The 14,396-nt window shown below is 69.6% G+C and carries 14 protein-coding genes; 7 read left to right on the top strand and 7 right to left on the bottom strand.

Annotated features, from left to right (window positions below; genetic code table 11):
- Positions 1–326: 326 nt before the first annotated feature.
- The 6 genes from ACZ68P_RS08805 to pknB all read left to right on the top strand — a co-directional run bounded on the left by ACZ68P_RS08805 (position 327) and on the right by pknB (position 8,397).
- A complete protein-coding gene (locus tag ACZ68P_RS08805) occupies positions 327–1,169 on the top strand; it encodes an FhaA domain-containing protein (protein WP_471004298.1) in 843 nt (280 codons plus the stop codon).
- 10 nt (positions 1,170–1,179) lie between these two features.
- Positions 1,180–1,701, top strand: a complete 522-nt coding sequence (locus ACZ68P_RS08800) for an FHA domain-containing protein FhaB/FipA (RefSeq protein ID WP_471004296.1) — start codon at positions 1,180–1,182, stop codon at positions 1,699–1,701.
- A 176-nt stretch (positions 1,702–1,877) separates the two neighbouring features.
- Positions 1,878–3,359 carry a Stp1/IreP family PP2C-type Ser/Thr phosphatase gene (locus ACZ68P_RS08795; RefSeq protein ID WP_471004294.1) on the top strand — a complete coding sequence of 494 codons (1,482 nt, stop codon included), beginning with the start codon at positions 1,878–1,880 and terminating at the stop codon, positions 3,357–3,359.
- Positions 3,360–3,384: 25 nt separating this feature from the next.
- Positions 3,385–4,815: an FtsW/RodA/SpoVE family cell cycle protein gene (locus ACZ68P_RS08790; RefSeq protein WP_471004292.1), complete on the top strand. Its 1,431-nt coding sequence runs from the start codon at positions 3,385–3,387 to the stop codon at positions 4,813–4,815.
- Positions 4,812–6,278: a peptidoglycan D,D-transpeptidase FtsI family protein gene (locus tag ACZ68P_RS08785; protein ID WP_471004290.1), complete on the top strand. Its 1,467-nt coding sequence runs from the start codon at positions 4,812–4,814 to the stop codon at positions 6,276–6,278. The genes ACZ68P_RS08790 and ACZ68P_RS08785 overlap by 4 nt, the downstream gene beginning before the upstream one ends.
- 154 nt (positions 6,279–6,432) lie before the next feature.
- Positions 6,433–8,397 carry a Stk1 family PASTA domain-containing Ser/Thr kinase gene (gene pknB, locus ACZ68P_RS08780; protein ID WP_471004288.1) on the top strand — a complete coding sequence of 655 codons (1,965 nt, stop codon included), beginning with the start codon at positions 6,433–6,435 and terminating at the stop codon, positions 8,395–8,397.
- A gap of 87 nt (positions 8,398–8,484) precedes the next feature.
- Here pknB and ACZ68P_RS08775 read toward each other — a convergent pair whose 3' ends face one another.
- The 6 genes from ACZ68P_RS08775 to ACZ68P_RS08750 are packed head-to-tail and all read right to left on the bottom strand — an operon-like array spanning position 8,485 to position 12,797.
- Positions 8,485–9,162: a class E sortase gene (locus tag ACZ68P_RS08775; protein ID WP_471004286.1), complete on the bottom strand. Its 678-nt coding sequence runs from the start codon at positions 9,160–9,162 to the stop codon at positions 8,485–8,487.
- A 29-nt stretch (positions 9,163–9,191) separates the two neighbouring features.
- On the bottom strand, positions 9,192–10,421 hold the full coding sequence (locus ACZ68P_RS08770) for a class E sortase (RefSeq protein WP_471004284.1): 1,230 nt from the start codon (positions 10,419–10,421) through the stop codon (positions 9,192–9,194).
- On the bottom strand, positions 10,418–11,056 hold the full coding sequence (locus ACZ68P_RS08765) for an aminodeoxychorismate/anthranilate synthase component II (RefSeq protein WP_471004282.1): 639 nt from the start codon (positions 11,054–11,056) through the stop codon (positions 10,418–10,420). The genes ACZ68P_RS08770 and ACZ68P_RS08765 overlap by 4 nt, the downstream gene beginning before the upstream one ends.
- A complete protein-coding gene (locus ACZ68P_RS08760) occupies positions 11,053–11,223 on the bottom strand; it encodes a hypothetical protein (protein ID WP_365713669.1) in 171 nt (56 codons plus the stop codon). The genes ACZ68P_RS08765 and ACZ68P_RS08760 overlap by 4 nt, the downstream gene beginning before the upstream one ends.
- 55 nt (positions 11,224–11,278) lie before the next feature.
- Positions 11,279–11,992, bottom strand: a complete 714-nt coding sequence (locus ACZ68P_RS08755; protein WP_471004899.1) for a class E sortase — start codon at positions 11,990–11,992, stop codon at positions 11,279–11,281.
- 37 nt (positions 11,993–12,029) lie between these two features.
- Positions 12,030–12,797: a DUF881 domain-containing protein gene (locus ACZ68P_RS08750; protein ID WP_365713240.1), complete on the bottom strand. Its 768-nt coding sequence runs from the start codon at positions 12,795–12,797 to the stop codon at positions 12,030–12,032.
- A 140-nt stretch (positions 12,798–12,937) separates the two neighbouring features.
- Here ACZ68P_RS08750 and crgA point away from each other — a divergent pair, with 140 nt between their 5' ends.
- Complete coding sequence (gene crgA, locus ACZ68P_RS08745; protein ID WP_471004280.1) at positions 12,938–13,192, top strand: cell division protein CrgA; 255 nt, start codon at positions 12,938–12,940, stop codon at positions 13,190–13,192.
- Between the two features lie 284 nt (positions 13,193–13,476).
- On the opposite strand, the gene ACZ68P_RS08740 is transcribed toward crgA, so the two are convergent.
- Complete coding sequence (locus ACZ68P_RS08740; protein WP_471004278.1) at positions 13,477–14,343, bottom strand: rhomboid family intramembrane serine protease; 867 nt, start codon at positions 14,341–14,343, stop codon at positions 13,477–13,479.
- Between the last annotated feature and the right edge of the window lie 53 nt (positions 14,344–14,396).

Below are 14,396 nucleotides of genomic sequence, written 5' to 3'. Positions count from 1 at the left end.
GGAAGACGGAAGACCGGGACGAAGACAGGGAAGAAGCCCTGAAGCGAGCCGCAGGACGAGTCGGCGCGGTAAGAAGGAGAACGCACGCGTCGGATCCGTACCGGAAGGGGAGGAAGGGGACGGACCGCCCGCCGGCGATCCCGCCGCTTCGCCCCGCTCTCCCTGCGCACCCGCCGGGTGCGGGACACTGTCCACAGGCCGCCTCTACGATCCGTGTGAGAGGTGACACTCGTCCACAGGGCAGAGAAGGGGAACCAGCCGATTTCCCGACGCGTGGATACGATCAGTAAGCAGTACCAGGACGGCAACGACGGAGGAGGTGCCCCATGGGAGTCCTGAAGCGTTTCGAGCAGCGGCTCGAAGGCCTGGTCAACGGCACCTTCGCCAAGGTCTTCAAGTCCGAGGTCCAGCCCGTCGAGATCGCGGGCGCTCTCCAGCGTGAGTGCGACAACAACGCGACGATCTGGAACCGCGAGCGGACCGTCGTCCCGAACGACTTCATCGTGGAGCTGAGCACGCCGGACTTCGAGCGCCTCAGCCCCTACTCGGGCCAGCTCGGCGACGAGCTGTCCGGCCTGGTCCGGGACTACGCCAAGCAGCAGCGCTACACCTTCATGGGCCCGATCAAGGTCCATCTGGAGAAGGCGGACGACCTCGACACCGGCCTGTACCGGGTGCGCAGCCGCACGCTCGCATCGAGTACGTCACAGTCCCAGCCGCAGCCGCCGGTCGGCGGCTCCGCCCAGGGCCGCGCCCCCGGGTACGGCTACCCTCCCGTCGGTGCCCCTCCGATGCCCGCGGCCCCGCCGCCGGGCGGTCCGCAGCGCTCCGCGCCCGCCGGCCGCCCCGCCGCCGGTGCGCCCGGCCCCATGCCTTCCGCCGGCTCCCAGGTGCGCCGGTGGATCGAGATCAACGGCACCCGCCATCAGATCTCCCGCCCGACCCTGGTCCTTGGCCGCAGCACCGACGCGGACGTGAGGATCGACGATCCCGGCGTGTCCCGCCGGCACTGCGAGATCAGGACCGGAACGCCCTCGACGATCCAGGATCTCGGGTCCACCAACGGCATCGTGGTGGACGGGCAGCACACCACCCGCGCTACGCTCCGCGACGGCTCGCGGATCGTCGTGGGCAGCACCACCATCGTTTACCGGCAAGCCGAAGGGTGAAGCGGGGGCAATGTCAGAGCTGACCCTTACGGTCATGCGGTTGGGTTTCCTGGCCGTTCTGTGGCTGTTCGTCATCGTGGCCGTCCAGGTCATCCGCAGCGATCTGTTCGGCACACGTGTCACGCAGCGCGGTTCGCGGCGCCAGGACGCCAGGCCGCAGCAGAACGCGCGCCAAGGGGCCGCGCCGCCCCAGCAGCGCGGCCAGCAGAACGCGGGCGGTGGGCGCCAGCGCCGTGGCGCCCCGACGAAGCTGGTCGTCTCCGAGGGCACCCTCACCGGCACGACGGTCGCCCTCCAGGGGCAGACCATCACGCTGGGCCGGGCCCACGACTCGACGATCGTGCTGGACGACGACTACGCCTCCAGCCGGCATGCCAGGATCTACCCGGACCGGGACGGCCAGTGGATCGTCGAGGATCTCGGGTCCACCAACGGCACGTATCTGGACCGGACCCGACTCACCACCGCCACACCGATTCCGCTGGGCGCGCCGATCCGCATCGGCAAGACCGTCATCGAGCTGCGGAAGTAGTGCTACGTCATGTATGAGTGCGAGCGGAGCGAGCGGGCCGAGGCGGTCCCCACGACGGACGGCGCGGTGGACCGGCACACCCGGGCCGCGTACCGGCACGGGCTCCCGACCGGAGGGTGGGCAGTGTGGCTCGAGACCGGCTGTACCCCGAGGCGGCGTCGACAGGGCAGGTGCGCATGAGTCTGTCACTGCGCTTCGCCGCCGGGTCGCACAAGGGCATGATCCGCGAGGGCAACGAGGACTCCGGTTACGCCGGGCCGCGGCTGCTCGCGATCGCCGACGGCATGGGCGGCCAGGCCGCCGGTGAGGTCGCCTCCTCCGAGGTGATCTCCACGCTCGTCACGCTCGACGACGACGTCCCCAGCTCGGACATCCTCACCTCGCTCGGTGCCGCCGTGCAGCGGGCCAACGACCAGCTGCGCATGATGGTCGAGGAGGACCCCCAGCTGGAGGGCATGGGCACCACGCTCACCGCCCTGCTGTGGACGGGCCAGCGCCTCGGCCTGGTGCACGTCGGCGACTCCCGCGCGTACCTCCTGCGCGACGGGATGCTGACGCAGATCACCCAGGACCACACGTGGGTGCAGCGGCTGGTCGACGAGGGCCGGATCACCGAGGAAGAGGCCACCACCCACCCGCAGCGCTCCCTCCTGATGCGCGCGCTGGGCAGCGGCGACCACGTCGAGCCGGATCTGTCGATCCGTGAGGTCCGGGCGGGCGACCGCTATCTGATCTGCTCCGACGGGCTGTCCGGGGTCGTCTCCCATCAGACGATGGAGGACACCCTCGCCAGTTACCAGGGCCCGCAGGAGACCGTGCAGGAGCTGATCCAGCTCGCGCTGCGCGGCGGCGGCCCCGACAACATCACGGTGATCGTCGCCGACGTCCTCGACGTCGACGGCGGCGACACCCTCGCCGGGCAGCTCAGCGACACCCCCGTCATCGTCGGCGCGGTCGCGGAGAACCAGGCACAGCTGAACGACGGCGGAGCGATGCAGACCCCCGCCGGCCGCGCCTCCGGGCTCGGCCGCGCGGGCGCGCACCAGCAGCCGCCCGCGGGTGGCTTCGGCCCGCCCGGCAGCGGTGACGACCACGGCTATGGCGGGATGCCGCCGCAGGGCTCCTTCGGGGCCTACAGCGACGAGGACTTCGACAAGCCGCGCACCGGCCGCAAGTGGCTGAAGCGGAGCTTCCTCCTGATCCTCGCGCTCGCCGTGCTCGGCGGCGGCACCTACGGCGGCTACCGCTGGACGCAGACGCAGTACTACGTCGGCTCCAAGGACGAGCACGTGGCGCTGTACCGGGGCATCAGCCAGGACCTGGCCTGGATCTCGCTCTCCAAGGTGGAGAAGGACCACCCCGAGATCGAACTCAAGTACCTGCCGCCGTACCAGCGGAAGCAGGTCGAGGAGACGATCGCCGGGGGCAGCCTCGGCAAGGCGGAGGCGAAGATCCAGGGACTCGCCGCGCAGGCCTCGGCCTGCAAGAAGGAAGAGCAGCGCCGCGCGGCCGCGGAGAAGGCCGCGGACCAGGCGAGCAAGCCGCCCGCGGACGGCTCGACCTCGCCCGACCCCAAGCCCACCACAGCCGCTCCCTCACCGGGTCCCACCCTCTCGCAGGACGAGAAGGAGCTGGCCTCGAACTGCGGCAAGCAGTAAGACCCGTAGGGGGCCTTTCACCACCATGAGCGTTGTCACCAACACGACCACCATCGGCGCGATCGAGGCGCCGAGCCGCCGCAACACCGAGCTGGCGCTGCTCGCGTTCGCCGTCGTCATCCCGGTGTTCGCGTACCTCAACGTCGGCCTGGCGCTGGACGGCGAGGTGCCCTCGGGCATGCTCGGGTACGGCCTCGGTCTCGGCCTGCTCGCGAGCGTCGCGCATCTCGTGGTGCGGAAGTTCGCCCCGTACTCCGACCCGCTGCTGCTGCCGCTGGCCACGCTGCTCAACGGCCTCGGTCTGGTGCTGATCTGGCGGCTCGACCAGTCGCCGCGGATCATCGCCCGGTACAAGACCTTCAGCCCGGACGCCCCGAACCAGATGCTGTACTCGGCGATCGGCATCGCGATGTTCGTGGGCGTGCTGCTGATCCTGAAGGACCACCGGGTCCTGCAGCGGTACACGTACATCTCGATGGTCGCCGCCCTCGTCCTGCTGCTGCTGCCGCTGGTGCCGGGGCTCGGCGCGGACGTCTTCGGCGCCAAGATCTGGATCAACGTCGGCGGCTTCTCCATCCAGCCCGGCGAGTTCGCGAAGATCGTTCTCGCGGTGTTCTTCTCCGGCTACCTGATGGTGAAACGGGACGCGCTGGCCCTGGCCAGCCGCCGCTTCATGGGCCTCTACCTGCCGCGCGGCCGCGACCTCGGACCGATCCTCACGATCTGGGCCGTGAGCCTCCTCATCCTGATCTTCGAGAACGACCTCGGCACGTCACTGCTGTTCTTCGGCATGTTCGTGATCATGCTGTACGTGGCGACGGAGCGGACCAGCTGGATCGTCATGGGTCTGCTGATGTCCATCGCGGGCGCGGCCGGTGTCGCCTCGTTCGCCGGGCACGTCCAGTCCCGTGTGGCGGCGTGGAGCGACCCCTTCGGCTGTCTGAAGACGGCTCCCGAGGGGTCCAACATGGCGGCGGCCTGTGACCAGATGTCCCAGGTGCTGATGTCCTTCGGTTCCGGTGGCATCCTCGGCACCGGCCTGGGCCAGGGCAACTCCGACCTGATCGGCTTCGCCGCCAACTCCGACTTCATCTTCGCCACGGTCGGCGAGGAGCTCGGGCTGACCGGTGTCATGGCGTTCCTGCTGCTGTACGGCCTGATCATCGAGCGCGGTGTCCGCACCGCCCTCGCGGCCCGCGACCCGTTCGGCAAGCTGCTCGCGATGGGCCTGTCCGGCGCGTTCGCGCTGCAGATCTTCGTCGTCGCCGGCGGTGTGATGGGCCTCATCCCGCTGACCGGTATGACCATGCCGTTCCTCGCGTACGGCGGTTCCTCCGTGATCGCCAACTGGGCCCTGATCGGCATCCTCATCCGGATCAGCGACACCGCGCGCCGCCCGGCGCCCGCCCCCGCCCCGTCCCCCGACGCCGAGATGACCCAGGTGGTCCGTCCGTGAACAAGCCCCTGCGCCGGGTCGCGATCTTCTGCGGCCTGCTGGTCCTCGCCCTGCTGATCCGGGACAACTGGATCCAGTACGTCCGCGCCGACGAGCTGAACGCCCACCCCCGTAACAAGCGGGTGCAGATCGAGCGGTACGCCAACGTCCGCGGCAACATCATCGTGGACGGCAAGCCCATCACGGGCTCGGTCGACTCCCAGGACCCGTACTACCGCTTCAAGCGGACGTACACCGACGGCCCCATGTGGGCCCCGGTGACCGGGTACGCCTCGCAGGCCTACGACGCCAACCAGATCGAGAAGATCGAGGACGGCATCCTCACCGGCAACGACGACCGGCTCTTCTTCGACCGCACGCTGGCGATGTTCACCGGCGACAAGAAGAAGGGCGGCGACGTCGTCACCACCCTGAGCGGCGCCGCGCAGAAGGCCGCCTTCGAGGGGCTCGGCAAGAAGACCGGCGCCGTCGTGGCCATCGAGCCCAAGACGGGCAAGATCCTGGCGCTCGCCTCCACCCCCTCGTACGACCCGTCGTCCTTCGCCGGCTACTCCCGCAAGGACGAGAAGGCGTGGGTCGCGCTCGAGCAGAACAAGAACAAGCCGAAGCTCAACCGCGCGCTGCGCGAGATCTACCCTCCGGGCTCCGTCTTCAAGGTCGTCACGGCGGCCGCGGCGCTGGAGAACGGCAAGGTCACGGACATCAACGCGCCGACGGACACGCCGGAGCCGTACAAGATCCCGCTGTCCACGACGAACATGAAGAACCACGCGAACGGCTGCGAGAACGCCAGCCTGAACCGTGCGCTCGAAGTGTCCTGCAACTCCGTCTTCGCCAAGCTCGGTGACGAGGTCGGCCGCGAGAAGATGGTCGAGACGGCCGAGAAGTTCGGCTTCAACGCCGAGCAGTTCACCCCCGTCCGCTCGGCCGCCTCCGTCTACGACAAGAAGATGGACCGCGGCGGGAACGCCCTCTCCTCCATCGGCCAGTTCAACACGGCGACCTCCCCGCTCCAGATGGCGATGGTCACCGCGGCGATCGCCAACGACGGCAAGCTCATGAAGCCGTACATGATCGAGGAGCTGCGCGCGCCCAATCTCGACGTGCTCAAGCGGAACGAGCCCGAGGAGATGAGCCGTCCGGTCTCGCAGCAGAACGCCCAGCTGATCCAGACGATGATGGAGAACGTCGTCGAGAACGGCACGGGCGGCAACGCCGACCTGGACATGGACGGCGTCAAGGTCGGCGGCAAGACGGGTACGGCCCAGCACGGCGAGAAGAACGCCAAGCGGCCCTACGCCTGGTTCATCTCCTACGCCAAGACCGATCAGGGCTCCCCGGTCGCCGTCGCCGTCATCGTCGAGGACTCCGAGGGCACCTCCCGCGAGGACATCAGCGGTGGCGGCCTCGCCGCCCCGATCGCCAAGGCCGTGATGAAGGCGGTACTGAAGACCAGGAGCTGACCGTACGGCCGGGTTCCGGCCGGATACCGGTCAGGTATCAGGTGCCGGTCGCGGGCGGAACGCCTTCCCCGCGGCCGGTAGCGTATGCGCGAACAGCACACCGCCGGACCACACACGGGTGCGGTCGGGACAGACGGAGAGGGCTGGATTAGCTATGGAAGAGCCGCGTCGCCTCGGCGGCCGGTACGAGCTGGGCTCGGTGCTCGGCCGTGGTGGCATGGCCGAGGTCTACCTCGCCCACGACACCCGGCTCGGCCGCACCGTCGCCGTGAAGACGCTGCGGGCCGATCTCGCCCGTGACCCGTCCTTCCAGGCCCGGTTCCGCCGTGAGGCCCAGTCTGCCGCCTCGCTCAACCACCCTGCGATCGTCGCGGTCTACGACACGGGCGAGGACTACGTCGACGGGGTCTCGATCCCGTACATCGTGATGGAGTACGTCGACGGCTCGACCCTGCGTGAGCTGCTGCACTCCGGGCGCAAGCTGCTGCCCGAGCGCACCCTCGAGATGACCGTCGGCATCCTCCAGGCCCTGGAGTACTCGCACCGCGCCGGCATCGTGCACCGTGACATCAAGCCGGCGAACGTCATGTTGACGCGGACCGGCCAGGTCAAGGTCATGGACTTCGGCATCGCCCGAGCCATGGGCGACGCCGGCATGACCATGACGCAGACCGCCGCGGTCATCGGCACCGCGCAGTACCTCTCCCCGGAGCAGGCCAAGGGCGAGCAGGTCGACGCCCGCTCCGACCTGTACTCCACCGGCTGCCTGCTGTACGAGCTGCTGACCGTCCGGCCGCCCTTCGTGGGCGACTCCCCGGTCGCGGTCGCCTACCAGCACGTACGGGAGGAGCCGCAGCCGCCGAGCAACTTCGACCCCGAGATCACGCCCTCGATGGACGCCATCGTCCTGAAGGCGCTGGTCAAGGACCCCGACTACCGCTACCAGTCCGCGGACGAGATGCGCGCCGACATCGAGGCCTGCCTCGACGGTCAGCCGGTCGCCGCGGCCGCCGGGATGGGCGCGGCCGGGTACGGCGGTTACGGCGGCTACCCGCCGGACGACCAGCCGACGGCGGCGCTGCGCCAGACCGACGCGGCGGGCCAGACCTCCATGCTGCCGCCGGTCAACCCCGACGACGGCGGATACGGCTACGACGACCGCCCGGCCCGCCGCCGCCAGCAGAAGAAGTCGAACACCTCGACGATCCTGCTGGTCCTCGCGGGCATCCTGGTGCTCGTCGGCGCGATCCTGATCGGCCGCTCCATCTTCGACGGCAAGGAGGGCACGGACCAGGTGGTCGTGCCGCAGTTCGTCGGCAAGACGCTTCAGGAGGCCGAGGGCCTCGCGACCAACGCCCAGGTGAAGGTCGCGCAGTCGGGCGCCGAGCGCTGCGACCAGCCCAAGGGCACGATCTGCCGGCAGACTCCGGCGGCCGACGGCACGGCGAAGATGAACGTCAACGAGACGATCTCGGTCGTGGTCTCCGAGGGCGCCCCGCAGATCGAGGTGCCGGACGTCACCGAGAAGTCCCAGGAGAGCGCGGAGGAACAGCTGCGCGCCAAGGGCTTCCAGGTGAAGGTCGTGAAGGAGGAGTCCGACGAGGAGCCGGGCCGGGTCCTGAGCCAGAACCCGACCGGTGGCTCGAAGGCGGAGCAGAACACCGAGGTGACGATCACGGTGGCGAAGAAGAAGCAGACGCCGCTGCCCGACGTCACCACGAAGTCGTACGACGCGGCCGTCCAGCAGCTGTCGACCCTCGGGTTCACGAACATCGCCCGCCAGGACGTCGACTCGGACCAGCCCGCGGGCACGGTCATCGAGCAGACCCCGCGGGGGAACACGGACCAGCCCAAGGACGTCCAGATCACGCTGAAGGTCTCCAAGGGCCCGCAGCAGCAGCCTCCGGCCACGATCCCGGGCGGCCTCGCCGGCAAGAAGTACCAGGAAGTGAAGCAACAGCTGGAGGCGTTGGGCCTGGTCGTGACGCCTCAGGGCTCGGACAGGGACAACGCCACGGTCCTCGGCACCAACCCGCCGGAGGGCAGTCAGGTCACCCCGGGCCAGACGATCACCGTCTACACCGCGGGCGGAAACGACGGCGGCGGCTTCTTCGACTAGCCTCGGCGGACGTACCACGCGAAGGCCCCGGCATCCTCGAGGATGCCGGGGCCTTCGTCATGACTCGTGGGCGACGCGGGCCGCCCGTCAGCGCAGTTCGGCCGGCGGTGTGCGGTCCCGGTCCACCTTCTCCGTCCGCTCCAGTTCGCCCCAGACGATGTAGCGGTGGTCCGAGGTGTACATCGGGGTGCACGTCGTCAGGGTGATGTAGCGGCCCGGCTTCTTCCTGCCCGACTCCTCGGGGACGGGCTGGATGACGTCCACGTTGTACTTCGTCGTCTCCGGCAGGGTCTTGTAGACCTTGTAGACGAACCAGGTGTCCTGGGACTCGAAGATGATCGAGTCGCCGTTCTTCAACTTGTGGATGTTGTGGAACTTCGCCCCGTGCCCGTCGCGGTGCGCGGCGAGCGTGAAGTTGCCCTGCTTGTCCTGCGGGAGGGCCGACTTGATCGGGTCGGTGTAGTAGCCGGCGACACCGTTGTTGAGGGTCTTGGTGTCGGTGCCCTTCTTGACCAGTATCTCGCCGTCGTCCATGGCGGGTACGTGCAGGAAGCCGATGCCGTCCTTGGTGTCGAGGGCGCCCGGTCCGCCGGCCCAGCGGTCGCGGACCTGATCGCCTTCCTGGTCGGCGGCGCGGTCGGCGAGGACGTTGGTCCACCACAGCGAGTAGACGACGAAGAGTCCGAGCACCAGACCGGCGGTGATGAGGAGTTCACCGAAGAGGCTGATGATTCCGGCGATCCTGCTGCGCGCACGTGCTGCCACTACGTCGTCCCGTCTTGAGGAATGGGGTCTCAGCCTACGAGCGCGTCCGGTTTCCCCTTGCTGCGCGGGCGTTCCTCGACCATCTTGCCCCACACGATCATGCGGTACGTACTGGTGAATTCGGGGGTGCAGGTGGTGAGCGTGATGTACCGCCCGGGGGCCGTGAAGCCCGACCCCTGGGGCACCGGGTCGATGACGGCGACGTTCGACGGCGAGGTCTGCGGCAGGATGCTCGCCATCTCGTAGGTGTAGTACGCGTCCTGCGTCTCGACGACGATCGGGTCCCCGGGGCGCAGCTGGTTGATGTACCGGAACGGCTCGCCGTGCGTGTTGCGGTGGCCGGCGACGGCGAAGTTGCCCTGCTTGTCGGAGGGCATCGCCGTCTTCAGGCTGCCCTCGGCGTAGTGGCCGACCATGCCCCGGTCCAGGACCTTGGGCTTGTTGATGCCCTCGGCGATGGGGACGACGACGTCCAGCTTGGGGATGTACATGATGGCGAAGCCCTGCCCGGGCTCGAACGCCTCCGGGGCGCGGCCCTTCGTCCAGGCGTCCTCGATCTGTTCCTTGGCCTGGTCGGTCTGCTGGCCGGCGCGGACGTTCGTCCACCACAGCTGGTAGGTGACGAACAGCAGCATGACGACGCCGAAGGTGATGAACAGTTCGCCCACGACGCGGCTGGCGACGACGCCGACGCTCTCCTTGCGGGCGCGCGCCGCCCGGCGGGCCTCGACGCGGGAGAGGGGGGCGGCGGGCGCGGCGGGGGCCGGCGCGGGGGTGGTGGCCCCTCGGCGCCCCTTGCCTTTGCCCTTGCCCTTGGCGGCGCGGCGGCGCTCGGCTCTGCCGGGCCCCAGGTCGGGCGTCGGGGAGGGTCTCGGCGAGGGCGTCGGCGCGGGCTCCGGGTCGGTGTCGACCGACCGCAGGGCCACGGTCTCGTCGTAGGACGCGTACGGGGCGTCGTAGGTGGCCTCGTACGGGCCCTGGAAGGGGGTCTCCTGGGGTGCTTGGGGCACCTGGGGCTTCCGTACGGGTGCGTACGCCGTCGTCCCGTAGGAGGGCGGGTAGGCCGTCTCCTCGTACCGCGGCGCGGTGACGGGGTCGTGCACCGCGTCCGGGACCGGATGAGGCACCGCCTGCGGTCCCGCGTATGTCAGCGGATCCGGCTCGGAGTCCGGCGCGGGGTGCTGTACGGGTACGGGCGCGGGCTCGGGTTGCGGCTCCGGCGGGTTCGTCGCCCGGAACCACGGCGACCCCGCCGTCACGCGACGGCCTTGCCCACCACCGGCGCGAGCCCCGCCGACCGCCCGACCGCCCCCTTGTCGCCGCACCGCTCCAGCCAGTTGGCGAGCATCAGGTGGCCGTGCTCGGTGAGCACCGACTCCGGGTGGAACTGCACCCCTTCGACGTCCCGTTCACGGTGGCGCAGCCCCATGATGATGCCGTCGTCGGTCCGGGCGGTGACCTCCAGCTCGTCCGGCAGGCGCGTGGGCTCGGCGGCGAGCGAGTGGTACCGGGTCGCGGTGAAGGGCGAGGGCAGGCCGGCGAAGACGCCCGTGCCCTCGTGGCGGACGAGGGAGGTCTTGCCGTGCAGCAGCTCCGGGGCCCGGTCGACGACGCCGCCGTAGGCGACGGCCATGGACTGCATGCCCAGGCAGACACCGAAGACGGGCACGCCGGTGTCCGCGCAGTGGCGCACCATGTCGATGCAGACGCCGGCCTGTTCGGGAGCGCCGGGGCCGGGGGAGAGCAGGACGCCGTCGAAGCCGTCCTGGGCGTGGCTCAGCTCGACCTCGTCGTTGCGCACCACCTCGCACTCGGCACCGAGCTGGTAGAGGTACTGCACGAGGTTGAAGACGAAGCTGTCGTAGTTGTCGACGACGAGAATCCGCGCGCTCACTGGCCGTCCACCGTCACATCGTTGAACGGAAGCAGAGGCTCCGCCCAGGGGAACACATACTGGAAGAGGGCGTAGACGACCGCGAGGACCAGCACGAGGGACAGGAAACCCCGCACCCACGCGTTGCCCGGCAGATGCCGCCAGATCCAGCCGTACATGCCGTCCACTGCCCCTTCCGTTCGTCTGGGGACCAGAGTACGGGGCGATGGCCCCCACGAGGGGTCAGCCGTGCAAAGCCGGTGGCTTGCCGTGCGTCACAGGCCGGGTGGCGTCCAGGTTCGCCCAGACGACCAGGCGGTGGCTGCTGCCCCACTCCGGCTCGCAGGTGGTGAGGGTGAGGTAGCGGCCGGGTCCTTCGAAGCCCGATCCGCGGGGCACCGGGTCGATCACGCCGATGTCGGTCGGCACGGTCCGGAGGGGCGCGCGGGCGACGCGGTAGGTGAACCAGGTCGTCCCGTCGGTGAGGACGACGGGGTCGCCCGGGCGCAGCCGGGGGACGTCCTTGAAGGGATCTCCGTACGTGCGGCGGTGGCCGGCCACGGAGAAGTTGCCGGTCCCGCCGAGGCGGGCGGTGGAGGCGTAGTGGCCGAGCCCCTTCTTCAGGGTGCCGGGGGCGGTGCCTTCCAGGACGGGCCATTCCCAGTCCTCGCCGAAGCGGGGGACGTACATGACGGCGATGCCCTTGCCGGCCGTGTACGGCCGGGGGGCGGGCGGTGCGGCGGTGTCCGGGCCGGGCCCGGTGCCCTTCCCGGTCCCGGAAGGCCCGGGGAGGGGCTGCTCGACCCAGGCGCGCTGGAGCAGGTCGACCTCGCCGGCCGTGGCGCTGCCGGCTTCGACACCGGTCCAGAACAGCACGTACGCGACGAAGAGGAGGATCACCGTTCCGGCGGTGACGCAGACCTCGCTGAGGGTTCTCACGACCAGTCGTACGGACAGCCCCACCCGGCCCTCCCTGCGGTCGGCTCGTGGTCGGTCAGCTCACCGGCTTCGCGTGGTGGAGGTCCACTGTGCCCGAGTAGCCGGGGAGAGTCACCGCCCGGTGCTCGTCCACTTTCCAGCCGAGCCCGTAGGCCTTCACGTAGAGCTGGTAGTTCTGGATCGCCGGGGAGTCGGTGAGCGCCTTGTTCAGCGCGTCCCGGTCACCCACAGCGGTGATCTTGTACGGCGGGGAGTAGACCCGGCCCTGGAGGATCAGGGTGTTGCCGACGCAGCGGACGGCGCTGGTGGAGATGAGCCGCTGGTCCATCACCTTGATGCCCTTGGCGCCGCCTTTCCACAGGGCGTTCACGACGGCCTGGAGATCCTGCTGGTGGATCACGAGGTCGTTGGCCTGCGGTTCGGGGTATCCAGGGGCCGCCTGGGCGTTCTGCGGGGCATCATTGAGGGTGACGGTCAGCCCGGGTCCGGAGGTCTCCGTGGTGCCGGCGGCCGTCTCGAGGGCTCGCAGCCTGGCGTCCTCGGCCCGGGTGGAGCCGTCGTCGCGGGCGGCGAGGGCGTCGACCTGGCGGCGTACCGCGGCGGTGGACTCGTCCAGGCCCGCGTTCTTGTGGCTGCGTTCCTCGATCAGGTCGGAGAGCCTCAGCAGCGAGGCGTCCGTGCGGATGTTGGTGCCCTTGGCAGTGTTGAAACTGGTGACGAAGATCAGCCCGGCGAGGGCGAAAACGGCAGCGGTGAGGACCCGGACGGGCCGCCACTGGGATGATCGGCCCGGCCCGGTGGGAGAGTCGGCGGAATTGCTCAACGTACCCTGATCCCCTTCGGTGCCACGGAAGCACTACGCTAACGGACGCCCGGGGGACGCAGTGGTCCTCCTACGTCACATCCCGGCGCCAGCCACAGTTCCCTGCGCGGTCACGCAGCGCATCGACAGGAGAGTCCCTCGTGCCGAAGTCACGTATCCGCAAGAAGGCCGACTTCACGCCCCCGCCCGCCAAGCAGGCCACCGCCATCAAGCTGACCAATCGCAGCTGGGTGGCACCCGTGATGCTGGCGCTGTTCCTGATCGGGCTGGTGTGGATCGTCGTCTTCTACGTCACCGACGGGTCGCTGCCGGTGAAGTCCATCAACAACTGGAACATCGTCGTGGGCTTCGGGTTCATCGCGGCCGGGTTCGGCGTCTCCACCCAGTGGAAGTAGCCGCCCCCGGGTCGGCCGTCAAGCCTTGCCCTGAGGTTATCCACAGCGTTGTGCACAGCACTGGATAACTTACGAAGATCTGTGGATAACCCACCGGTAGGTTGACGCCGGTGTGACTGCGCCGCCCTGGTGACAGAGGGTGGCAGGCCCCTTGCTCTGACGGGAAAGTCCCAGCTCAGAGACAAGGGGCACAGTTGTTCCCAGGAAACGCACACCCTGACCCTCAACCTGTGGATAACTCTGGGGAAAGCTCTCCTCAGAGGCTCATCCACAGCCACGGCTGCTCAGGTGAGCGCGGCGGAGCGGGCCAGGACCAGACCCAGGTCGATCACGAGTACCAGTCCACAGGCCGCGTACTGGACGAGCGCCCGGCGGGCCCGGGGCGCGTGCACCAGTCCGTACGTCACCAGCGCGCCACCGACCAGGCCGCCGATGTGCGCCTCCCAGGAGATGCCCGGCCGGGTGAAGGTCAGCAGCAGGGACAGCGCCGTGAACAGGATCACCGGCCGCATGTCGTACCGCCGGCGGCGGGCCAGCACCACCCACGAGCCGATCAGGCCGAAGACGACGCCCGAGGCGCCCAGCGACGGCTGGTTCGGGGCGGCGACCAGGAAGGCCAGAGCCGAGCCGGAAAGCCCGGAGAGCAGGCACAGCACGGCGTAGCGGATCCGCCCGAGCTCCGGCTCGACGATCCCGCCGATGATCCACAGGCCCAGCATGTTGAAGACGAAGTGCGGGATCTCCTGGTGCAGGACGGTGGACGTCACCAGCCGGTACCACTCGCCGTCGGCGACCCCCACCACCTCGGCCAGCGCCGGGCTGTACGCGTACCCGATCAGCGACAGCTCGTCCACGAGGCGGTCGCCGGCCACCTGGACGGCGATGAAGAGCGCCAGGTTGATCGCGATGAGGATCTTCGTGACCAGGCGCCCGTCGGACGCCACCCGGCCGCCGGCCAGGGTCCGCGGCTGGTTGGCGTCGGGCGCGTGGCCCGTGCCGGAGCCGCCGCGCACACAGTCGGGGCACTGGAAGCCCACGGAGGCGGAGACCATGCACCGGGGGCAGATCGGCTTCTCGCAGCGGGTGCAGCGGATGCCGGTCTCGACGTCCGGGTGACGGTAACAGCGCGGCGGGCCGGACTCCGGCTCCATGGGGTCCCTCCCGAGGACAGGGGGCGGCTGGGATGTACGCGCGCGGGCGACGC

Source organism: Streptomyces sp. NPDC036822, assembly GCF_055609145.1.
The sequence above is the reverse complement of the archived record's forward strand: the minus strand, read 5'-3'. Positions and strand labels throughout refer to the sequence as shown.

Excerpts from the sequence above, each read along its gene's own strand:
- ACZ68P_RS08795 (WP_471004294.1), top strand. The coding sequence starts at position 1,878 with ATGAGTCTGTCACTGCGCTTCGCCGCCGGGTCGCACAAGGGCATGATC.
- ACZ68P_RS08800 (WP_471004296.1), top strand. The coding sequence starts at position 1,180 with ATGTCAGAGCTGACCCTTACGGTCATGCGGTTGGGTTTCCTGGCCGTT.
- ACZ68P_RS08790 (WP_471004292.1), top strand. The coding sequence starts at position 3,385 with ATGAGCGTTGTCACCAACACGACCACCATCGGCGCGATCGAGGCGCCG.
- pknB (WP_471004288.1), top strand. The coding sequence starts at position 6,433 with ATGGAAGAGCCGCGTCGCCTCGGCGGCCGGTACGAGCTGGGCTCGGTG.
- ACZ68P_RS08805 (WP_471004298.1), top strand. The coding sequence starts at position 327 with ATGGGAGTCCTGAAGCGTTTCGAGCAGCGGCTCGAAGGCCTGGTCAAC.
- ACZ68P_RS08740 (WP_471004278.1), bottom strand. The coding sequence starts at position 14,343 with ATGGAGCCGGAGTCCGGCCCGCCGCGCTGTTACCGTCACCCGGACGTC.